Consider the following 22,226-nt stretch of genomic DNA (forward strand, 5'->3'; position numbering starts at 1 on the left):
AAGGCTAGTTAAATAAAAAAACCAACAGAATGAAACAAATTATAGTGTTGTTATTTCTTTGTGGGTTACAAATAATAAATGCACAGGAAAATAAAGTAACCAAAAGTTTGGATAAGTTTTCTGAACTCAAGGGTTTTGACGGCCTTTCCATAAACCTTATCAAATCAACTGAAAATAAGGCAGTAATTACCGGGGATAATACAGATAAGGTTGCCATTGTAAATAATGATGGCATTCTTAAAGTGCGAATGCAGATAGGCAAGATTTTCAGTGGTTATAAAACTTTCGTAGATATTTATTATACCGAAAAATTGGTGGTGATAGACGTTAACGAAGATGCTAGGATTATATCTGAAGGAGTCATAAAACAGGATGTTTTAGAACTTAAGGCACAAGAAGGCGGGGAGTTAATAGTAACTGCAGAGGTTGAACAAATGCTGATTAAATCGGTTTCTGGTGGTGTAATTAAAACATCCGGATTCTCGGATTTACAGGACGTTCAAATAAATACAGGTGGTGTTTACCAAGGTAAGAATTTTAAGACCAAATTCTCTACGGTTAATGTAAATGCCGGTTCTAGGGCAGAAATCTATGCCAGTGAATATGTTAGGGCCGCAGTGAAGGCTGGTGGTGAGGTACTCGTACATGGTAATCCTCCAAAGTTAGAAGAAAAGACAGTTTTTGGCGGAGTAATTAAAAAAGTATAGCAGTTTATGCTGGAAGATATACAGGCAGCAATTCCATTGGGTTTTTTGTTAAGCTTTATGATTGGACCTGTATTTTTTGTGCTTTTAGAGACCAGCGCTATAAAAGGATTCAGGGCGGCACTGTCTTTCAATTGCGGTGTAATTATCGCTGATATTATTTTCATCATTGCGGCTTACTTTAGTAGTTTTCAATTACTTGAAAACTTAAGTAATCAGCCAGGACTTTACGTTTTTGGAGGGGTAATATTATTGGTATATGGATTAACTACTTTTTTCAAAAGGGACTCTAAGGCCGTACGGAAGAAATCAATCAAGATTACTAGTGGGGATTACTTTGGGTTATTTGTTAAAGGTTTTTTATTGAACTTCATCAACATTGGTGTTCTCGTATTTTGGTTGGGTATCATCATTATTGTGGGCCCTAGTCTAGAAAATGAACCGAATAGAATACTGGTTTTCTTTACCACAATGCTTTCTGCCTATTTTGTAACGGATATTTTTAAAATATTGTTGGCCAAGCAATTAAAGAAAAAATTAACTTATAAGCGTATCCATCTAATTAAGAAAGGCATTGGTTTAATTTTGGTTGTATGTGGTATCGTACTTATAGTTAAGGGTTTTTTACCACAAGATAAATTTGATATAAAGAAAGGTATAGAAAGAATTGAGAAAATAAGATAAAAAAACCGGCGATAGCCGGTTGTTTATTAAAAGAAGTTTTTAGATACTAATTTTTATATTTATCGTTTAGAATTTTAACGATTTCTGAAGTAAGGTCATTAGCATCCTTACCATAAAGAACACTACCACCATCACCTCCACCAAGGATATAGCTGTAACCATTAGCTTTACCGTAGGCTTCGATTTCTTTTTTAACAATACTTACAACACTATCCATTTCTTTTTGACCTTCGGCCTGCAGTTGCTGATCTTCCTGTTGTAGTTGTTGGCCCATAAACTGTCCTTTTTGCTGGAACAAGGCATATTCTTCCTGTGCTTTTTGTTGAGACATTTTTTGAGCTTTTGCTTGAAAAGCTTGTGCCTCTATTTGGAATGCCTGAGAAATACTATCTCTCTTTTTTGTCAACGCATCTGCTTTAGTTTTGAATTTAGCTTCAACATCTATTTTTTCTTGGTATTCGTTCATTAGTTTCACGTTATCCACGTAACCTATTTTTTCTTGTTGGCAGGAGACAAATGCCAATACCACCAAACCTAGAATTAATTTTCTCATTTGTATTAAATTTAAGTTGCGCAAAAGTAACAAAGCTTTTCTAACTCTCCTTGAGAATTAAAGTATTTCTAGAGTGTCATATTTGTCCAAAAATAGAGATATAGATGAAAATGATGGATATTACCAAACACCATAAATTTTACTTATGTGAAAGCAATCAATATAATGAGGATTAAGAAGGTTTTCAGCACGGGCTTATATGTTGGCTTGTATGGGTAAAGAAACTGTGACAGACGCCTTTTAAATTGATTTCTATGCTTTTTTAAGTATATAGATGATGGAAGAATACTCTTTTGTAGAAAGCGCCCTAATATTTGAGATGAACCCCGTATAGGCAGCACTAAGTAATTTGGTTTTTCCGGTTTTATATTTTTCTGAAAGCAGTGAGACATAATAAGAATCAAAACACATTGGCTTAGTAGACATCAGATCTAAGTTGTATTTGTTAAAGAGCAAGGGAATTGCGGTTCTGGAGAAATGCCAGAGATGTCTTGGGACGTCAAATCCTGCCCAGAACGTTTTATATCTTTTTGCGTCATAGGACTTAAAATTAGGCACGGCGACTATTAGATTTCCATTATCGTTTAATAAAGAAGTTATTGAAGCTAGCTGTTTATCCAGGTTGGGTAAATGTTCTAGAACGTGCCAAAGTGTAATAACATCAAACTTGGTTTTGGGTATATCGTCAATACTAGGGTGTAATAAAATTCCTTTGCCGGCAGCCTTAGATCTAGCCATAGAATTTGGTTCGACGCCCTCAATATTCCAATTTTTATTTTTTGCAGTTAAAAGAAAATCACCTGTCCCCGCCCCTATGTCCAATAATTTTTTCCCGGGACTGTTGACAGAATCAATCAGCCTAACTTTCCGATTGAGATTATATTTTTTAACTAGATGATAGATTTTTTCCAATAGATTTTGGCGACTATCGGAATGGGATATATAATCTTCACTTTTATAATAGATGTCCAGTTCTGAAGGTTGTGGATGTGTAACAAGCATGTCCAACTCAGAATCATATAATAACTCAAATTCTTCTTGGGTATTAAAATAATCTTTAGTTTTTAAATATGAGCTCATTATAATTGTGGGTAGCTAAATATTCGTTTTTCAAGTCCCTAAGATACTCTAAAACCACTTTTCTAGAAAGTGGGTTAATTGTTAGGCAGTCTTTTTCTGTGTCACTGTATACCTCTATAGCGATGTACCAATTTCCGTTTCTTCGTACCCCTTCCGCTTTATCGGAAAGAATAGGTTCCATATCATCGTTGTCTAAAGCCGCGTTGAGGGAAATATCGGCGACAAAAGGAAACAGGTTTAAATACTTGTCTTGTATTTCTGTTTCATAAAACGAGAAGAAGTATTGTTTGTCATCTATTTCAAAGGGGATATCATCATAAACATTATCATTATTGAGGCCGTATTTCATGTCTACACAATCATAGAACATGTAGGCTTCCTTGGGGTCTTCAAAGATAAACATCTCTCTTTCCGGAAGGCTGCGTTTAAAATTTTTCCCCTTGCCAACATTGTAGTCATCAATTTTAGGTGCAACACGAAGAGGAATACAGGATTGGATTAAAAAAACAAAGACAAGAAAGATGCATGCTCTTCTCATAAAAATCGGCTGAAGATGGTCAAAATAAATATCAAAAATCAAGCCAACATAACCTTGCCCTTGTGATAATTAGGCGGTTATTTTTTACTTTTAGACCTGTCAAACAATTGTTGAGAGCCCTTTTATTAATCAGGCCAGCATCTGATGATACAAATAAAACATAGAAATTGTTCCACGTGGAACAATTGCAACTACCTTCCCAAGAAAACCAATAGAACGCTAATATCGCTAGGAGTGACACCGCTAATTCTAGAGGCCTGTGATATGGTTACCGGTTGAATGGCGGTCAGTTTCTCCCGGGCTTCATAAGAAAGCGACTTAAGTTTAGAGTAGTCAAAATTGGGAGGAATTTTTACCGCTTCAAGTCGGTGCAATTTGTCGGCGTTCACCTTTTCCTTAGCTATATAACCAGAATATTTAACCTGAACTTCGGCCTGTTCTAAAACCTCCCTGTCTAGGTCATTTTCATTTACATAGGAGGAAACCGCATCTAATTGAAGCATGTGATCCATGGTCACTTTGGGCCGGGAAAAAACCTTGAACATTTTATCGGATTGATTCACCAAAGCAGAATCTACTTTTTCCAAAATGGGATTTATATCATTCGGAAGTACGCTAGTGGACTTGAAGAAATTAACAAAGGCCTCGGATTGTTCAAGCTTTTGCTCCATCTTGAGAAGTCGATTTTCTTTAGCTAAACCAATTTCATATCCCATTGGCGTCAATCGTAAATCTGCATTATCTTGGCGTAATAATGTTCTGTACTCTGCCCTCGATGTGAACATACGATAGGGTTCTTCTGTCCCCTTTGTAATAAGATCATCAATCAATACACCAATATAGGCTTCGTCTCTTTTTAAAATAAATGGTTCCTTTTCGTTTAATTTAAGATGTGCATTTACACCCGCCATTAAACCTTGGGATGCAGCTTCCTCATAGCCGGTGGTACCATTAATTTGACCTGCGAAATAAAGATTATTCACCAATTTAGTTTCTAAGGTGTGTTTCAACTGGGTAGGTGGAAAATAATCGTACTCTATTGCGTATCCCGGCCTGAAAAATTTGACCTGCTTAAATCCAACAACGGAGCGTAGTGCTTTGAATTGAACATCCTCGGGTAGAGAGGTTGAAAACCCGTTAACATAAACCTCCACAGTGTCCCACCCTTCTGGTTCAATGAACATTTGGTGACTATCCTTGTCCGCAAACCGATTAATTTTGTCCTCGATCGAGGGGCAATATCTGGGGCCTATACTTTTAATTCTTCCATTAAACATCGGAGAGCGGTCAAAACCCTCGCGAAGCAAATCGTGAACCATCGCGCTGGTATGGGTCATGTAACAATCCCGTTGTGTAGTAAGTGTTGGGGTATCCGTATAAGAAAATTTTTCAGGCCTGGAATCTCCGGGTTGCACAATCATTTTCGAATAGTCTAGAGATCGGCCATCAACTCGGGGAGGTGTGCCGGTTTTCATTCTTCCGCTTTCGAACCCTAGAGCAGTTAATTGTTCTGTGATTCCTGTGGCTGCTTTTTCTCCTGCGCGGCCTCCTCCAAATTGTTTTTCACCTATATGAATCAACCCATTTAAAAAGGTGCCATTGGTCAAAACCACGGCTTTGCCCTTAATATCGATTCCCAATGAAGTTCGCACACCTACTACGGTATCACCTTCAACCAATAGTGCTGATACCATTTCCTGATAAAAGTCTACATTAGGGGTACGCTCCAAAGCTAGTCGCCATTCTTCTGCAAAACGCATGCGGTCATTTTGAGCACGGGGGCTCCACATGGCCGGACCTTTGGACTTGTTCAGCATTTTAAATTGAATGGCCGACTTGTCCGTTACAATTCCACTATAACCACCGAGGGCATCAATTTCCCGCACTATTTGTCCTTTTGCAATACCACCCATGGCAGGATTACAGGACATTTGCCCAATTGTCTGTAGGTTCATGGTGACCAACAAGGTTTTGGAACCCATATTGGCCGCTGCAGCCGCTGCTTCCGCACCGGCGTGCCCGCCTCCTACTACTATAACATCATAATTTTCTCCAAACATAACTTCTATTGTTCCACGTGGAACAGCTTTATTTTTTCTTCTTCTTTTTGCCGCATCAATTCGATGTGCTCGTCACCCTTATCCTTATATCCCATTAAATGGAGGAGACCATGTACCATAACACGATGCAATTCATTTTCAAACGATACATCAAAATGCATACTGTTTTCTCGTACTCGTTCTACCGATATATAAATATCTCCCGAAACCAGTTTCCCTTGAGTATAATCAAAAGTGATGATATCCGTATAATCATTATGATTGAGATATTCCTGATTGATTTTTAATAGGAAATCGTCATCACAGAAGATATAATTCAACGATTCAATAGCATAACCTTCTGATTTACAACATTTTTCAATCCAATTCTTATGATTTTCAGCTTCTATAAGCTGAAAATCAGTCTCATAATGAAAGTTAGTCATCGCCTTTGAAGTACTCCTTTACTTTATTCTGAAAATTTTGCCGCAAAGGTAAGGCTTGTCTATTTAAAATCTCTATTTCGTTGCGATAATTATCTAATAATGAGGGTTTAGTGGTAATAGGGTTACTAAAGTCCTTTTCATTACTATTACTTTCGCGCTCCTGTTTCTTTCCTTGTTTTAAGGCGGCGTTTTCAAGCTTTAGGAGCTCATACTGAATGGTATTCATCTTGTTCACTGTACGCTGGGTTATACCGTTTTCCAACAAGTCGTTCTCAAAGTCTTCCATCTGTCGAACCAATTTTTCCCCTAATTTGCGATCGCCAGAATTCAGGAGGTTTTCCAATTGTTTCTCCAACTCTTGCCGGATACGTTGTTGTTCTTGGTAAATCTCATAAATTTCTTGAAGCTCTCCTTCGGATAAACCATTTTGTCCTTCTCCCCCGTTTCCGTTGGAACCGGAATTACCCTTACCTTCTTGGCCTTCTCCATTTTCACCGCCTTCACCTTGACCATTTTCACCTCCCTGCCCCTGTCCTTTTTGCCCTTCTTGGCCATTTTCTCCCTCGCCATTTTGTCCTTTTTCCCCCTGCTGACCCTGTTTTCCTTGGCTACCTGATTGCCCCTTACTTCCTGACTCCCCCATTTTTTCGCCCAGTTCACCTTGACTCTTGATGATATCGGGTAATTGAAAACCACTTTGACTTTCGCCGGAGCCCTTGCCCATTTGAAGGCTTTCGTTCATATTATCCATAACCTTGGCCAGGAAATCGGCCAAACTATTCGAGGCGGTCAACACATATTTCTGATATGATATGCCTTGATACATTTGACCATCGGCCATGCTCTCCAAGGATTTATCGATATTATAATAAACCTCTGTGATCTGCTCGTTAACGAATTCGGAAAGTTCTGCTTGGCGCAGCGACAGTGCAAAAAGGCTATCGTCAACATGTTCAAAAAGACCTCGAAGTTCTTTTTGGTCGCGAACCGTTGCCGAATATTGAGAGACGTCCTCCTGTTCCTGAGCGCTTAACTTATCAAAAAGGTTTTCTTGCTTAAAGGAGAAAATAATGAGATTGTCTAGTATTTGACGTAACATTTCCGCATCTTCGGCAACTGATGAATTCCCTCCTCCACCAGCCGAAGACTCGCTGAGTTCCTCGCTCATTTCCTTCATCTTTTCGGCAGCGGATTTTTGACTTTTTTTGGTAGCACTAGCGCTTTTTTCCTTTTCCTCACCAGATGATGATTCACTACTATTTTCATGACTATTTTCATGTTTCTCAATCTGCTCCAATGCACTCTGTTGGTCTTCCTTAATCCCTGATTCTTTGGTTTTATCAATTTTCAAATCGATGGGTTTTTTTAGTGCGGCATTATCCTTTTTTAATTCTTCAAGTTCTTTAGCAATTTTTTCAAATTCTTCTTTCAGACGCTGCTGATTTTCCTTTGCATAATCTTCTCCAAATTTTTTCTCGGATAAAGCCTCCTGTTCTTCTGAAAGTTTTTCAAGGTCCTTTCCCAGTTGTGCCGCTTTTTCTGTTACATAATATCTTTTTGTGAGCTCCAGTAATTGTTCTAGACTTCTTTCGGAGTTTTGTTGCTTTTTGCCTAACTCTTCCAGCCTTTTACTCAGCTCTTCTTTATTTATTTTATCGGCAACTTTATTCAGTTCCTCTAATAGTTTTTGGTTCTTTTTGGCCTCTAGTTCTTGCCGTTCTAACCTTTCCTGAAGTAATTGATTGAGTTTATCGTCTTTATTTCCCTTATTGAGATTGTCCTTAAGCTCTTTGCTAAATTTTTGCATGAGCTCTTCTTGGCGCTCCTGTTTTTTCAGAAAATCTTTAACCTGATTTTGATCATTGAAATTGAGGCTGTTTTTTTCCTTCTGCTGCGTGTTAATATCCTCTAAGGCCTCCTTTTGTTCCTTTGCTTTTTCCAAAGAATTATCCAGTTGGTTAATTAGCTTCTGTTGCGACTCCAAGTCTTTGTTTTTTAGTTGATTTTCATCCAACAGCGTTTGACTAAAGACTTGACTTTTTACTGTTTTGCCGTTTCGGATACCATCGTTATCGGTGACCAAAAAAAGAATTCGTAATTCTTGGAAGCATCAAGCTCTAAACCTGATGGAAACGTATAGTAGAATTGACTGAAACCTGTGTTGGGCCTACTTAAATTGATTATTTCCTTACTTTGCTCCTCACCCTTTGCAAAATAGACCAAATCTATTTTTGCCAGCCCGTAATCATCCGCTGCCTCCCCTGAATAATAGGAAACATTAGGATTAAGCGAATCTAGTATCTGTGTTACCTTAACTGTCGGGTAACCATCTTTTATGACCTCAAAGTTATAGTCCAACTTTTCATAATCTTTGGCATTGGCATTTGAAGTAGTTAGTTGATAGGACAAACTGGAAAACACACGTTTTGAAAGGGTAAATGCATCCTCATCCTTTTGAAAGGCCAAAGCGGTATCTTTGGTTATCAGCTTTATCTCCTCCGTATCTTGCCCTACGATGGCCCATGTAACATTTGTACCTTCCGGAACGGTGGCATTTCCGGTGCTTTTCAGAACCTCGGCTTTCTTTTTTAGATATGGTGGATAGGTAAGTTTGATATTAAAATCAACAATGGCAGGGGCTTTGAGAGCCTGAAGTGAATAGCTTTTAGAGGTTACTTCATTGGCCCGAAAATTGAAAGCCGAACTGCTGATAGGCGGCGAAAGGGTATATTGATGTATTCCGTTTTCTTCCTGCAAAAGAATTTCTTTTCCATCGAGCACAACATATACATTTTCTGGCCTAACCGCTCCTTTTGTAGCGACCTGAAATGTAAAAGGCTCACTTTCAATGACATTCAAATCGGCGGACAATAGCTCAAACGCAAAGGGCGCCGGTGGTTCGTATGCCATATTATAGTTCACCACCCGCTCATAGGAACCAAAAAAAGAATTCCAGTTACCCGAAACGTACACCAAGACAATAAGAGCAGCTGGAATCAAAACGTATTTTGAGTAGCGGAAGGCCTGTCCATAATCAATCGCCTTTGTAAAAGGAATGGGGTTCAATCCTTGGGAACGCTGTTCAATACTGGCTAGTAAAAGCTCCGTTTTCTCATTATTTTCTGCTAAATCTAAAAGGTTTAAAAGCTTGTCACCCACATTGGGGAAATGCTTTCCGATCATTAAGGCGGCATCTTTGGCCGAAATGCCTTTTTTTATTTTTAACAAATAAAAGATTGGGGTAAGTATGTAGGTATACATTAAGAAGAGTGCCGTTGCAATAAAAACCACTAATAATATGAGGCGTCCTGTGGAGTTTAGCCAAAGCAGGTATTCTATCCCCATAACGGCTAAAAAGAAGAGTACACCCAAAGTAATAAATAGCAGACCGCCCTTTATTAATTTTTGGGTGTAATGTTTTTGGATAAACCCGTTCAGCTTGCCCAATATGTTATGGTATCCACTCAAAATATCCTATATTTAGTAGCAAGATAGTCGTAATCTAAAATTTCGATTAGAAAAAATTGTTAAAAGCGATAAGATGAGCGATTTAAAATACCTGGCGGCCATAACCCTGCCCGTTTCTGCCGTAATTAGTATTTATTTTAAGGAATATTGGAGTTTCTTCACTCCTTTTTATGCATTTGTCTTCATTCCAATTTTAGAAATTTTGCTGCCGCACGATACTAGTAATCTTGAAGGTGCAAAAAGAGCGGAAAAGGAAAAAAGCAGATTGTTTGATTGGATGCTTTACCTGAATGTGCCCATTGTTTTTGGACTTCTGGGCTATTTGCTATATGATGTTTCCTCCAATTCCTATCAAACCTATGAAATTGTGGGCCTGGTAATCTCTATGGGTATTGTTTTGGGAACCAACGGAATCAATGTTGCACATGAATTAGGACATCGAAAAGGAAGAATGCAGCGCACCTTGGCCAAAACACTACTGTTACCATCGCATTACATGCATTTTTACATTGAACATAATTTTGGCCATCACGCAAATGCCGCTACTGCAGAGGACCCGGCAACCGCAAGGTACAACCAATCGGTATATTCTTTTTGGTTGACCTCTACCATCCGTCAGTATACAAGTGCTTGGCAATTACAAATGCAATTGCTTAAAAGGGATGGGGCTTCATTTCTCTCCATTAATAATGATATGTTATGGTACACGCTGCTCCAAATAGGATATTTAACAACCATTTTTCTAATTTTTGATATTCTTGGCCTTACGGTGGCCTTGTTAGCGGGTGTGGTCGGGTTTCTTATGTTGGAAACCGTGAATTATATTGAACACTACGGTTTAATGCGAAAAAAACTACCATCAGGAAGATACGAGCGTGTCCGGGAAGTACATTCTTGGAATAGCAATCATGTCATAGGTAGAATCGTCTTGTACGAACTCACCCGGCATAGCGATCATCATTATAAATCCTCTAAAAAATATCAAATCTTGGATTATCACGATATTTCACCTCAAATGCCTTTCGGCTACCCCACCTCTATGGTACTTTCCTTTTTACCACCGCTTTGGTTCAGGTTAATGAATAAAAGGATTCCCAATGAAATGAAAATGGCAGCATAGCTATGTTCAAGAGCATTTGTTACCTGTAAATAGGGAAATATCCTGAAAAGAGTTCGTTATCTTTGAAGCTCAAATTTATAAGATGAGCCAAAAAGTTCGAGTTCGTTTTGCACCCAGTCCAACAGGGCCATTACATATAGGCGGTGTACGCACCGCACTTTTCAATTATTTATTCGCCAAAAAGCATGGCGGGGATTTTATCCTCAGGATAGAGGATACGGACCAAAACAGATATGTGGAAGGGGCGGAGCAGTACATAATTGATGCGTTAAATTGGTGTGGAATCCCATTTGACGAAGGTCCGGGAAAGGATGGCGGACACGGCCCATACAGACAAAGTGAGCGTAAACATTTGTATAAGCAATATGCGAAGGAGCTGGTGAAAAAAGGTAAGGCATATTACGCCTTTGATACTTCAGAGAAATTGGATTTTCACCGAAAAGACCACGAAACAAAAGGCAAGACGTTCATCTATAATTGGCACAATCGCTTAAAGCTGGACAATTCCTTGTCGTTAATGCCCGAAGAACTAGAAAAGCGTTTGGCTTCTGGAGAGGATTATGTCATCCGTTTTTTGACAACTCCTGATGAAAAATTAAAGCTAAACGATGTGATAAGGGGAGCTATTGAGATTGATACCAATGTTTTGGATGATAAGGTCTTGTTCAAAAGTGACGGCATGCCAACCTATCATTTAGCGAATATCGTTGATGATCATTTAATGCAAATAACCCATGTAATTCGTGGCGAGGAGTGGTTGCCCTCCTTGGCACTTCACCAACAGCTGTATGATGCCTTTGAATGGGAAGCTCCCGAGTTTGCGCACTTGCCACTGATTATGAAACCGGTGGGAAAAGGAAAATTGAGCAAAAGAGATGGCGAAAAAGGAGGGTTTCCGATATTCCCGCTATCTTGGAACGAATCTATAGGATACAAAGAATCGGGATATTTTCCTGAGGCCGTTGTCAACTTTTTGGCTATGTTGGGTTGGAATCCGGGAACTGAGCAGGAATTGTTCAGTTTAGAAGAATTAGTAAAAGCGTTCAGTTTGGAACGGGTGAATAAATCTGGGGCAAGATTCGACCCTGATAAAACCAAATGGTATAATCAATGCTATTTGCAAAAAAAGAATAACACTGTTTTAGCTGACTTATTCGAGCAGGAGCTTATTGCTAAGACAGCTGTAAGGAAAGATGAATTTTCAATCGCTTATTTAGAAAAGGTGGTTTCTCTGATTAAGGAACGTGCCACCTTCGTAAGTGATTTCTGGGAGCTCAGCGATTATTTCTTTCTCGCACCATCATCATACAACGATAAGGCGGTAAAAAAACAATGGAAAGAAGACACGCCTGAAATAATGAAAGGGGTGGTAAATGTCTTAGAGGGGATTTCAGATTTCACCTCGGAAAAAACTGAATTGGAGTTAAAATCATGGATTTCACAACAGGAACTTTCTTTTGGAAGGGTCATGGCGCCCTTACGCCTGGTCTTAGTAGGCGACATGAAAGGCCCCCATGTTTTTGATATCATGTCAATGATTGGCAAAGAAGAGAGCATAGCGCGAATAAATACTGCCCTAAAAAGACTTCCCAAAGAGTAGCGGTTTTTTATCCCTCAAAATAAGCCAAATATTGCGCAGAAGCCCTTCTTCGACGCTTAACTTTCTTTATGGGGATAGGATTGATGGAAAATATAAGTCCAACCCATTGCTCATAGATAATAACTATGGGAAACCGATTCAATTATAGAGGGATTTTAATAAATTTACAAGACTACGAACTTAAACACTAAAAGATATAATTATGGGAGATGATAATCACGGCAAAGCATGGGATGTAAACAATTCATCCACTGCAAATTGTCCTTTTTTAAACGGGGAGCTTAATCAAGCCGCCGGGGGAGGAACCACTAATAGGGATTGGTGGCCGAATATGTTAAACCTAAACATCCTGAGGCTTCATTCTTCGAAGGCGGATCCTATGGATGAAGATTTTAATTATGCAGAAGAATTCAAATCTTTAGATTTAGCTGCGGTTAAAAAAGATTTGGCAGATTTAATGACGGATAGCCAAGATTGGTGGCCAGCAGATTATGGCCACTACGGACCATTTTTTATTCGGATGGCGTGGCATAGCGCCGGTACATACCGAATTGCCGATGGTCGCGGCGGCGCTAGTACGGGAAACCAACGCTTTGCGCCTTTAAATAGTTGGCCGGACAATGCGAACTTGGATAAAGCACGGTTATTGTTATGGCCCATTAAACAGAAGTATGGCAAAAAATTGTCATGGGCAGATTTGATGATTTTGACAGGTAATGTTGCTCACGAAACCATGGGATTACCTATGTTCGGTTTTGCTGGAGGACGTGAGGATATATGGCAGCCGGAAGACGATATTTATTGGGGCTCCGAAACAGAATGGATGGGGAACAAGAAACGTTATGCCGAAGAAAACGGAGAACTTGAAAACCCCCTTGGAGCCGCCCATATGGGACTTATTTACGTAAACCCGGAAGGGCACAATGCAAATCCAGATCCTCTAGAAGCAGCACATTATATACGCGACACTTTTGGGCGTATGGCCATGAACGATTATGAAACCGTTGCACTAATTGCAGGTGGGCATACTTTTGGTAAAACACATGGAGCTGCAAATCCGGATGATTATGTGGATGTTGAGCCAAATGCAGCCGGGATTGAGCTTCAAAGTATGGGCTGGATGAACAAGTTCAATAGTGGAGTAGGTCCAGATACCATTACTAGTGGTCTAGAAGGTGCGTGGACCCAAAGTCCTACACAATGGAGCCATAAATACTTTGAGAACTTATTCGGTTTCGAATGGGAGTTAACCAAAAGTCCCGCTGGAGCATGGCAGTATAAACCTGTTGGCGACGCTGGTGCCGGAACAGTTCCTGATGCGCATGTTGAGGGAAAAACCCATCAACCCTTTATGTTGGTAACCGATATGTCCTTGCGCATGGACCCAGCTTACGAAAAAATTTCAAGACACTTTTTGGAGAACCCAGAGGAGTTCAAAGATGCTTATGCTCGCGCTTGGTTTAAACTGACGCATCGTGATATGGGGCCCATTGAGCGCTATTTAGGACCTGAAGTTCCTAAGGAAGAGTTATTGTGGCAAGATCCGGTACCCGCTGTGGACCATGAGCTGATTAGTGATGCGGACGCAAATGAAATTAAGAAGAATATTCTAGCGTCAGGACTTACCGTTTCAGAATTGGTCTCCACTGCATGGGCTTCGGCATCTACCTATAGGGATTCAGATAAACGAGGTGGAGCAAATGGTGCACGAGTTCGCTTAGCGCCTCAGAAAGACTGGAAAGCTAACAATCCTGCGCAATTGGAGAAGGTTTTGGATACGTTGGGTCGAATTCAAAAAGAATTTTATGATAATCAGTCCGGTAGCAAAAAGGTTTCTATCGCCGATTTAATCGTCTTGGGTGGAGCGGCAGCCATAGAAAAGGCTGCAAATGATGCTGGACACGATGTAAAGGTACCTTTCCGAGCAGGAAGAACAGATGCTTCACAAGAAAAGACGGATATTGAAGCATTTGAGGCACTAGAGCCTCAAGCAGATGGTTTCCGAAATTATACGAAGCAAAAATTCTCTGTGAATACAGAGGAGTTATTGGTCGACAAGGCTAACCTATTGACATTGACGGCACCGGAGATGACGGTATTGGTTGGTGGTATGCGTACCTTGAACGCTAATTTTGATGGCTCCAAGCATGGTGTTTTCACCAATAGACCAGGAACATTAACAAATGACTTCTTTGTAAACCTATTGGATATGGGCACGATCTGGAAAGCCACGGATGGCGATGATTCGGTTTTTGAAGGAAGTGACCGTAAAACAGGTAAGGTTAAGTGGACCGGGACAAGGGTGGATTTGATTTTGGATCTAACTCGGAACTTCGTGCTTTGGCCGAAGTGTATGGAACAAATGACGGAAAAGAAAAATTTGTTCGGGATTTCGTAAAGGCTTGGAACAAGGTAATGAACTTAGATCGTTTCGATTCCTAGTAATTAAAACCGTGAAAATTAAAAGCACCTCCGCTTGTTGTGGAGGTGCTTTTTTTATGTTCTAATGGCAACATTTGAGCTTAAAATGCTATTAAAGCACACTTTGGTGTTTGCGCTGTAACAATTCCGGCTATTATGCTACTAATATCATACAGCCTTTTCGTAACTTGAAACATTAACTTAAATCAGTATAGTATGGGTAGCTTTATTTGGATTCCGATTTTAATTTTCTTGGGGTTATTAATTTTGTCTTTTGTTTTTATTGTCAAGCAGCAGACAGCAGCTATTATTGAGACTTTTGGGAAGTTCAGTAGTATACGACAATCGGGACTGCAGTTCAAGATTCCCTTTGTTCAGCGCATTGCAGGACGTTTAAGTCTTAAGATTCAACAATTGGATGTAATCATTGAAACGAAAACACTGGACGACGTGTTTGTGCGACTTAAAGTGTCCGTGCAATACAAAGTAATCAGGGAGAAGGTTTATGATGCCTTTTATAAGCTTGACTATCCCCATGAACAGATTACTTCCTACGTTTTTGATGTGGTACGTGCTGAAGTGCCAAAAATGAAGCTAGATGATGTATTCGTTAAGAAGGACGATATAGCATTGGCCGTAAAAGCGGAATTGAACGACGCGATGTCTGACTACGGATTTGATATTATAAAAACCTTAGTTACGGATATAGATCCAGATGCCCAAGTAAAAGCCGCTATGAACCGAATTAACGCCTCTGAGCGTGAAAAGATTGCCGCTCAGTTTGAGGGTGATGCCGCTAGAATCCTTATCGTGGAGAAAGCTAAGGCCGAAGCTGAGAGTAAACGCTTACAAGGTCAGGGTATTGCGGATCAGCGACGTGAAATTGCGCGTGGTTTAGAGGAATCCGTAGAAGTATTGAACAAAGTTGGGATAAATTCTCAAGAGGCTTCTGCTTTGATTGTAGTGACCCAACACTACGATACGCTGCAAAGTATTGGAGAAGAAACCAACACCAACTTAATTCTATTGCCCAATTCGCCACAGGCCGGAAGTGACATGTTGAATAATATGGTGGCTTCCTTTACGGCGAGCAACATGATAGGTGAGTCGATGAAGAAGACCAACGTAAAGAAAAAGGAATAAATAAGCCTATTCTATAAAAAAGCCCCAAACAGTTTTCTGTTCGGGGCTTTTTGTTTTAATTAAGAAGCCCTGTTTTTAAAATACCGAAAAGTATTTTTATTAGCTACTTTGCTGAATTTTGGCCCAAGAATCGCGCAAACCAACGGTCCTGTTGAACACTAATTTCTCATCGGTTGAATCCTTATCTACACAGAAATAACCAATACGTTGGAACTGAAATCTTTCTCCAACTTTAGCATTTTTTAGACTTGGTTCTAGAAATCCGGTAATAACTTCCAGCGAATTTGGATTAATAAATTCCATGAAATCTTTATCCTTCTGAGTATCCGGACTTTCATGGGTGAACAAACGATCATATAACCTAACCTCTGCTGTAAGGGCATGGGCAATGGAAACCCAGTGTAGGGTTCCTTTAACACGCCGTAGGCTTTCAGCAGTGCCACTACCACTCTTGCTTTTGGGGTCATAGGTGCATTGCACTTCAGTTATATTCCCATCGGTATCTTTTGTACAGCTTTCGGCTTTTATGATATATCCGTTCTTAAGACGTACTTCGCCACCTAATTTAAGGCGAAAGAACTTCTTATTGGCCTCCTCTTTAAAATCCTCCTGTTCAATGTATAATTCTCTTGAAAACGGTACTTCTCTAGAGCCGGCTGATTCATCTTCCGGACTATTTTCGGCCTCCAACCATTCTTCCTGTCCATCCGGATAATTGGTAATGACCAATTTTAAGGGTTTCAAGACACCCATTACTCTTGGTGTAACTTTATTTAAATGTTCGCGAATGTGGAACTCCAATAGTGAAACGTCAATAAGGTTGTCCCGTTTGGCAATGCCGATAGTGTCCGCAAAATTGCGAAGTGATTCTGGAGTGTAACCTCGTCGCCTTAAACCCGAAATAGTGGACATACGCGGATCGTCCCACCCATTGACTACGTTGTTTTCAACCAATTGGGCCAGCTTCCGTTTACTTACGACTGTATGACTCAAGTTCCTTCTCGCAAATTCCCTTTGCTTGGGCCGTATTTTTGAGGAATCGTATACTTGGTCCAAGAACCAATCATAAAGCTCCCTATGCGGGAGAAATTCAAGCGTACACAAGGAATGGGATACTTGCTCAATATAATCGCTCTCACCATGGGTCCAATCATACATAGGGTAAATACACCAATCGGTATTTGTCCTGTGATGGGCCCTATGCAGAATACGGTACATAATAGGATCGCGCATCAACATGTTGTCAGAGGCCATATCAATCTTCGCTCGAAGCACATGGGTACCCTCGTCAAATTCACCATTTTTCATTCCTTCGAACAACTTCAAATTTTCTTCTACAGAGCGATTTCTATACGGACTTGCTACTCCAGCTTCGGTAGGGGTGCCTTTTTGTTTCGCCATCTCCTCGGATGATTGACTATCAACATAAGCCTTATCATCCTTAATAAGTTTTTTCGCCCAGTCGTACAGCTGCTGGAAGTAATCGGATGCATACCGTTCGGTATCCCAATTGAAACCCAACCATTCTACGTCCTTTTTTATAGCATCTACAAACTCCTGTTCTTCCTTTGCGGGATTAGTATCGTCGAACCTAAGATTCACTGGGGCATCATAGCGAAGACCAAGCCCAAAATTTAGGCAAATGGAACTGGCATGGCCAATATGCAGATAGCCGTTTGGCTCTGGAGGAAACCTAAAGCGCAAGTCCTTTTTTGCAAAACCTTTTTCTAGGTCTTCCTCGATTATCTGTTCTATAAAATTCAAAGACCTGGATGTCTCGCTCATGTCATGTTTTTTCAAGCTACAAAAGTAGCAAAAATGCAGTAATCCCTGAGTTTAAAAAAGGTTCACCCTGTATAAAATGCGTTTCACAACAGATTTAAACCGCCCTACAACATTAAATTTCGTACGCGTGTTATAAGTCACATATTTGTTTTCGGATACTAGGTTTAAATGAAAGACCTTCAACATTCATAAAAAGTAGGGGCCCAAAACTACACATCATTATGAAAACTAGTCACAAAACACACACCTTAACCACAATGTTCTTGTTGTTCTGCTTCCTACAGCTGAGCGCACAGGCCATCGTAATCAATGCTCCCGAACCTGCCGATAATCCAAACTTGGCAGGAAACTCTCCTTGGACGGCCATTTGTGCCGGTAATGGAGGGTTCAACGAATATTTTGTAAATATTACTTGGGCCGGGACTGCCAATGCAGGAAACGAATTTATTTTAGAGCTTTCGGACGCCAGCGGAAGTTTTGCAAGTCCAACGACACTGGCAACGATAACCGACCAGAATACGAATATGGATTTTGATGTCGATTTTGCAGTGCCAGCTAACACAAGGGGACAGGGCTACAAAATGCGAGTGAGGAGTACAGATCCCGTTAAGATAGGGGCTGAATCCTCAGCTTACAATATGTACTTCATGGACGTAACGTCCAATTTGAACATTAGTGAACTAGGTGATGGCGTACCTCCTGGCAGCGTTTGTGCTACCAGCGCGATTACCCTACAAGTCGATAATATCGCCAATCCTGAAACCTATCAGTATATTTGGTTTCGTAGTGGAACTCAAATCGCCGGAGAAAACGGACATACTTTAAATGTTTCTCAAAGCGGAATGTATAGTGCATTTGTAAATTATGGCCCTGTTTGTACCGGCTCGGGTAATACAGATTCCAATATTGTAGATGTAACCATTGGTGCAACCGGCACTGGTATAGCAATCAACCCTCCTTCCAAAACCGCACTCTGTAGTACGGATGCTGAGACGCTTGCCATAAATTTAACAGATCCTAGCTGGAGCTATCAATGGTATAAGGATGGGAATCCCATACTAGGGGCAGTGGCCACATCATACACGGTGGATGCCTCAACAAGTGGATTTGAAGGTGATTATGCGGTGGAAATTTCTGGCAACAGTATTTGTACCGAGCGATCGGATGCCGTCACCATAACCAATGCCGATGCATTTACAGTTACAAGGGACAACCCTGCCAATGTAGTGGTTCTACCATCACAAACGCAAACTTTAAGCGTAAGTACTACGGCAAACAGTCCAGCGTATAAATGGTTTAGGAACGGTGTTGAAATAGCCGGAGAGACCAATGCTACTTTAGATATTGATCAAGACGGGGAGTACTATGCCGAAGTATCGCAAACCGGAGGTTCTTGTGCAATTTCTTCAAAAAACTCGGAAACGACTACTGCTGTTTCCCCTGCTTCTTTCGAAATTGTGATTGATTACTCCGGCACTTACACAGGTTGTGTCAGCACCAGTACTGTATTAGAGGTTACACAGATAAATGCCGTTGCGGACGACGGAGCTAAAACAGATGTTACGACTGATTTAGTGGATGCCTTTACCTATCAATGGCAAAAAGACGGTGTTGATGTTGCCGGAGAATCTGGAAAAAACATCAGTTTGACTACCACTACAGAGAACGGGGATTATGTGTTAAATGCTAGTTTGGATTCTTATAGCGAAACCACGAATACCCTTTCCGTACAATTACTTACCAGCGAAACATTGGCCATAAGTAGTAACAGCACGGTTTATTGTAGTGCAAGTGATATTGTCACCATTACCACGTCCACTGATTTGACTTCTGAAAATTATGAATGGCAGCGTGATGGAACTGTAGTTAGTACAACAGGGCTGTCCTTGGACGTGAACGCTACCGGAACATACCGTTTGGTTTTAGATAGAGATGGTTGTTCGCTGATATCGAACGAGATAACAGTTTCACCGTTGGATGAGAATCTAATAACCTTAGACCCTGCAGGAGATATTGTTATCCCAGAAGGAACTTCGAGAATAGTAACCGCAAGCGGTGGTACAGCTTATAGATGGATGGACGGCAACAACGCAGAAATGAGCAATTCCGATAGTGTGACCATTACCGAAGAGGGCACGTATACTTTAATCGCCAGTATTGATAATTGTGAAATTGTTAGACAAGTATCGGTATTGTATTTAGATACATTTAAAGTGCCGAATGTTATAACGGTTAATGGAGATGGCATCAATGATCAATGGATCATTCCAAATTCATACTCTAATAAAGCAGATGTCAACGTTATTATATATAATGACAACGGGGAGGAAGTATTGAACGAATTTGACTATAAAAATAACTGGCCGCAAACGTCGACCGCATTTACCAAACAGAATATGGTGTTCTACTATAAAATTAGAAATGCCAGTGAGGTACTCAAACAGGGTACGATCACCGTAATACGCTAAAACTACCATGCTTAAAAAAAGTGTTCTATTCTTACTACTATTTACGCTTGCCGTGCTGAAAGTATCGGCACAGGAGGATAATCCTTTTGTTGCCTATGACGTCCCGGCTCAGAATTTATTGAAGTATAATCGATTTTTAATAAACCCAACCTTCTCAACAGTTCGGGAGGACAAGTCTTATATTAACCTTTTACACAGAAACCAATCGGTACAGTTTGATGACAACAATCAGAATTACTTTTTAAGTTACAGTGGCCGTATTAGTGACCGGACCGGTCTGGGATTAAGTTTATACACCCAGCGATTAGGGGCGTTAAGTAATTATGGGGTTTTGGCAAACTATGCCTATGGGGTAAAATTAAGCGATAAGAGCAACCTTACCTTTGGGGCAAATCTCTCTTACTACAATAGTGGCTTTGACCAGAATAGGGCTACCACCGTGGAAGAAGACCCGTTTTTAGCAGGACTGCAAGATCAAAACTTGCTTTCGGTTCAGCCTGGTTTAAACCTTTCTTATGGAAAGTTTGATGTGGGAGTATTTGCTGAGAATCTTTTTGACTATAATTTAAAGACCAGTGAATCCCTTACTGAATTTAAAGACAAGACATTTTCAGGACACCTACAATATACCCATGAGTTTAGTAATGAATCAGGGGTATTTGAAGAAGGTCGATTGATGCCACTAGCACGGGTTAGAAAGGTTGGGGAAGAGGAGATTACTTTAGGAGGAAGTCTAATTTTAGACCTTCCTAAGTTAGGCTGGATACAAGGTGGTTATGATAGTTTTTACGGAGCTGCCGCCGGTGTTGGATTTAACTTAAACAGAAGAATTTCCCTTGGGTATACCATGGAAAAGGGGTTGTCCAATAATTTTGACAACTTTGGACTAACGCACGAAATCTCATTTGCCTATTCGTTCTCACCAAATCTTACTGAGGACCGTGTAATGTTAGAAGATGATACAGACGATTTGGTTGAAAATCAGTTGGAACCGGACAATATCGCCACCAATGAGGAAATAGAAGAGCTGAAGCGTAAACTTGCCGAAAACGATGCCATTATTGAGGAATTAATGTTCCGTCAGGATTCATTGGAATCCGGCAGACAAAAAGACCTAGAACGTAGGTTTGAAATGGTGATGCGGATGGTACGTAGTGAAACACAAGGTGAAAGACCGGATTTGGAGCAAAAAGCCAAGGAGCTTTTCTTGGGTGATGATTCCGAATCGGCTATTGCAACGGCTAAAAATAGCAGCAATGATGGCGGTGTTGGAGCTCAAAATACCAATCGGAATGAAATTTCCAGAGATGCTGTAGTTTCCAATCAAAATGGTAAACAGAAAGCACTAACAATTAAGGATATAGAGGATGAGGTAAAAGAGAATACACCAGAAACTGTACAAACTAAGGATGCAGTCGCGGTGGCTACACCAAAAGTAAACAACTCTTCTAAGACTTCTAAAGCTGATGTAAAACAAGATAAAGTTAAGAGTCGCAAGTTCAGGGATTTGCCCGGGGTAACAGATGGTTACTATGTAGTGGCCAATGTTTACAAAGGGGGTCAATACTTGGATAAATTCTTAAATAAACTGAATGCCGATGGTATTGACGCAAACTATGTGGATAACCCTAATAATGGCTTAAAATATGTATACCTAAAACGTTACGATAGTTGGGCGGATGCTGTTGCAGCCACGGAAAGCAATTTTAATGGAGCATACGATGGTGCTACGTGGATCATGAACGTAGAAAATAGATACACTAACGAAGCATATGCCGCTAATGTGAATAAACTTAAGGAGAAATCTTCCAAATATGATACAGACGTTCTCCAAAAGAATGTTGTGGCGCGGGATAAGGTTGCGGCTAGCGAATCCAAACCTAAGACTTACAAAGTGGACGGTCTAGGTTCGGGGTATTACATCATCGCCAATGTATTTGCCAATCCTAGAAACGCAAATCGTTTTGTAAAACTATTAAACTCCTATGGGCTTAGCGCAAGTTATTTTATTAACCCGGAAAACAATTACAGGTACGTTTACCTTAAGCGTCACGACTCTTGGAACAATGCTCTTATTTCATACTATTCCAGACTTAATGATGCCTATGATGACAAGATGTGGATAATGAAGGTAAATCCAAATCAAATGGCATAAATTATAGTAAAAGAATTAACTC

16 protein-coding genes are annotated in these 22,226 nt (G+C 40.3%); 8 read left to right on the top strand and 8 right to left on the bottom strand.

Features of this window, described 5'->3' with window-relative positions; all coding sequences use genetic code 11:
- The first annotated feature begins 29 nt into the window (after window positions 1-29).
- Together N8A89_RS07890 and N8A89_RS07895 are read left to right on the top strand one after the other, a co-directional pair.
- A complete protein-coding gene (locus N8A89_RS07890) occupies window positions 30-707 on the top strand; it encodes a head GIN domain-containing protein (protein ID WP_281541767.1) in 678 nt (225 codons plus the stop codon).
- 6 nt (window positions 708-713) lie between these two features.
- Entirely contained in the window at window positions 714-1,388 is a 675-nt protein-coding gene (locus tag N8A89_RS07895) for a LysE family translocator (protein ID WP_281541768.1), read from the top strand.
- Window positions 1,389-1,434: 46 nt separating this feature from the next.
- Here the strand turns inward: N8A89_RS07895 and N8A89_RS07900 are convergent, their stop codons facing one another.
- The 7 genes from N8A89_RS07900 to N8A89_RS07930 form a co-directional block, all read right to left on the bottom strand.
- Window positions 1,435-1,941 carry an OmpH/Skp family outer membrane protein gene (locus N8A89_RS07900; protein ID WP_281541769.1) on the bottom strand — a complete coding sequence of 169 codons (507 nt, stop codon included), beginning with the start codon at window positions 1,939-1,941 and terminating at the stop codon, window positions 1,435-1,437.
- 252 nt (window positions 1,942-2,193) lie between these two features.
- Window positions 2,194-3,021, bottom strand: coding sequence for a class I SAM-dependent methyltransferase (locus tag N8A89_RS07905; protein WP_281541770.1), 828 nt, complete (start codon window positions 3,019-3,021; stop codon window positions 2,194-2,196).
- Window positions 2,999-3,559 carry a hypothetical protein gene (locus N8A89_RS07910; protein ID WP_281541771.1) on the bottom strand — a complete coding sequence of 187 codons (561 nt, stop codon included), beginning with the start codon at window positions 3,557-3,559 and terminating at the stop codon, window positions 2,999-3,001. Before N8A89_RS07910 ends, N8A89_RS07905 begins: the two co-directional genes overlap by 23 nt.
- A gap of 191 nt (window positions 3,560-3,750) precedes the next feature.
- Window positions 3,751-5,619, bottom strand: a complete 1,869-nt coding sequence (gene mnmG, locus N8A89_RS07915; protein WP_281541772.1) for a tRNA uridine-5-carboxymethylaminomethyl(34) synthesis enzyme MnmG — start codon at window positions 5,617-5,619, stop codon at window positions 3,751-3,753.
- 5 nt (window positions 5,620-5,624) lie between these two features.
- Complete coding sequence (ybeY, locus tag N8A89_RS07920; protein ID WP_281541773.1) at window positions 5,625-6,044, bottom strand: rRNA maturation RNase YbeY; 420 nt, start codon at window positions 6,042-6,044, stop codon at window positions 5,625-5,627.
- Window positions 6,037-8,127, bottom strand: a complete 2,091-nt coding sequence (locus N8A89_RS07925) for a coiled-coil domain-containing protein (protein WP_289645282.1) — start codon at window positions 8,125-8,127, stop codon at window positions 6,037-6,039. The genes ybeY and N8A89_RS07925 overlap by 8 nt, the downstream gene beginning before the upstream one ends.
- Window positions 8,085-9,512, bottom strand: coding sequence for a DUF4175 family protein (locus N8A89_RS07930; protein ID WP_289645284.1), 1,428 nt, complete (start codon window positions 9,510-9,512; stop codon window positions 8,085-8,087). Before N8A89_RS07930 ends, N8A89_RS07925 begins: the two co-directional genes overlap by 43 nt.
- A gap of 73 nt (window positions 9,513-9,585) precedes the next feature.
- On the opposite strand from N8A89_RS07930, the gene N8A89_RS07935 reads away from it, so the two are divergent.
- The 4 genes from N8A89_RS07935 (at window position 9,586) to N8A89_RS07950 (ending at window position 15,796) form a co-directional block, all read left to right on the top strand.
- Window positions 9,586-10,632 (top strand): alkane 1-monooxygenase, encoded by a 1,047-nt coding sequence (locus tag N8A89_RS07935; protein ID WP_281541778.1) that lies wholly within the window; start codon window positions 9,586-9,588, stop codon window positions 10,630-10,632.
- 82 nt (window positions 10,633-10,714) lie between these two features.
- Window positions 10,715-12,232: a glutamate--tRNA ligase gene (gene gltX, locus N8A89_RS07940; RefSeq protein WP_281541779.1), complete on the top strand. Its 1,518-nt coding sequence runs from the start codon at window positions 10,715-10,717 to the stop codon at window positions 12,230-12,232.
- A 202-nt stretch (window positions 12,233-12,434) separates the two neighbouring features.
- The gene (gene katG, locus N8A89_RS07945) at window positions 12,435-14,630 is read left to right on the top strand and encodes a catalase/peroxidase HPI (RefSeq protein WP_430682113.1); all 2,196 of its coding nucleotides are present in this window, start codon (window positions 12,435-12,437) and stop codon (window positions 14,628-14,630) included.
- A gap of 239 nt (window positions 14,631-14,869) precedes the next feature.
- Window positions 14,870-15,796, top strand: coding sequence for an SPFH domain-containing protein (locus tag N8A89_RS07950; protein ID WP_289645286.1), 927 nt, complete (start codon window positions 14,870-14,872; stop codon window positions 15,794-15,796).
- Between the two features lie 99 nt (window positions 15,797-15,895).
- On the opposite strand, the gene N8A89_RS07955 is transcribed toward N8A89_RS07950, so the two are convergent.
- Window positions 15,896-17,581 (bottom strand): glutamine--tRNA ligase/YqeY domain fusion protein, encoded by a 1,686-nt coding sequence (locus N8A89_RS07955; protein ID WP_281541780.1) that lies wholly within the window; start codon window positions 17,579-17,581, stop codon window positions 15,896-15,898.
- Window positions 17,582-17,802: 221 nt separating this feature from the next.
- On the opposite strand from N8A89_RS07955, the gene N8A89_RS07960 reads away from it, so the two are divergent.
- Window positions 17,803-20,049: a T9SS type B sorting domain-containing protein gene (locus tag N8A89_RS07960; RefSeq protein WP_281541781.1), complete on the top strand. Its 2,247-nt coding sequence runs from the start codon at window positions 17,803-17,805 to the stop codon at window positions 20,047-20,049.
- Window positions 20,050-20,056: 7 nt separating this feature from the next.
- Window positions 20,057-22,204 (top strand): PorP/SprF family type IX secretion system membrane protein, encoded by a 2,148-nt coding sequence (locus N8A89_RS07965; protein ID WP_281541782.1) that lies wholly within the window; start codon window positions 20,057-20,059, stop codon window positions 22,202-22,204.
- The last annotated feature ends 22 nt before the right edge of the window (window positions 22,205-22,226 follow it).

It is taken from the genome of Maribacter aestuarii, from assembly GCF_027474845.2.
GTDB classification, from domain to species: Bacteria; Bacteroidota; Bacteroidia; order Flavobacteriales; family Flavobacteriaceae; genus Maribacter; species Maribacter aestuarii.

Coding starts and splice junctions, on each gene's coding strand:
- N8A89_RS07890 (WP_281541767.1), top strand. CDS start 30: ATGAAACAAATTATAGTGTTGTTATTTCTTTGTGGGTTACAAATAATA.
- N8A89_RS07895 (WP_281541768.1), top strand. CDS start 714: ATGCTGGAAGATATACAGGCAGCAATTCCATTGGGTTTTTTGTTAAGC.
- N8A89_RS07900 (WP_281541769.1), bottom strand. CDS start 1,941: ATGAGAAAATTAATTCTAGGTTTGGTGGTATTGGCATTTGTCTCCTGC.
- N8A89_RS07905 (WP_281541770.1), bottom strand. CDS start 3,021: ATGAGCTCATATTTAAAAACTAAAGATTATTTTAATACCCAAGAAGAA.
- N8A89_RS07910 (WP_281541771.1), bottom strand. CDS start 3,559: ATGAGAAGAGCATGCATCTTTCTTGTCTTTGTTTTTTTAATCCAATCC.
- mnmG (WP_281541772.1), bottom strand. CDS start 5,619: ATGTTTGGAGAAAATTATGATGTTATAGTAGTAGGAGGCGGGCACGCC.
- ybeY (WP_281541773.1), bottom strand. CDS start 6,044: ATGACTAACTTTCATTATGAGACTGATTTTCAGCTTATAGAAGCTGAA.
- N8A89_RS07935 (WP_281541778.1), top strand. CDS start 9,586: ATGAGCGATTTAAAATACCTGGCGGCCATAACCCTGCCCGTTTCTGCC.
- gltX (WP_281541779.1), top strand. CDS start 10,715: ATGAGCCAAAAAGTTCGAGTTCGTTTTGCACCCAGTCCAACAGGGCCA.
- katG (WP_430682113.1), top strand. CDS start 12,435: ATGGGAGATGATAATCACGGCAAAGCATGGGATGTAAACAATTCATCC.
- N8A89_RS07950 (WP_289645286.1), top strand. CDS start 14,870: ATGGGTAGCTTTATTTGGATTCCGATTTTAATTTTCTTGGGGTTATTA.
- N8A89_RS07955 (WP_281541780.1), bottom strand. CDS start 17,581: ATGAGCGAGACATCCAGGTCTTTGAATTTTATAGAACAGATAATCGAG.
- N8A89_RS07960 (WP_281541781.1), top strand. CDS start 17,803: ATGAAAACTAGTCACAAAACACACACCTTAACCACAATGTTCTTGTTG.
- N8A89_RS07965 (WP_281541782.1), top strand. CDS start 20,057: ATGCTTAAAAAAAGTGTTCTATTCTTACTACTATTTACGCTTGCCGTG.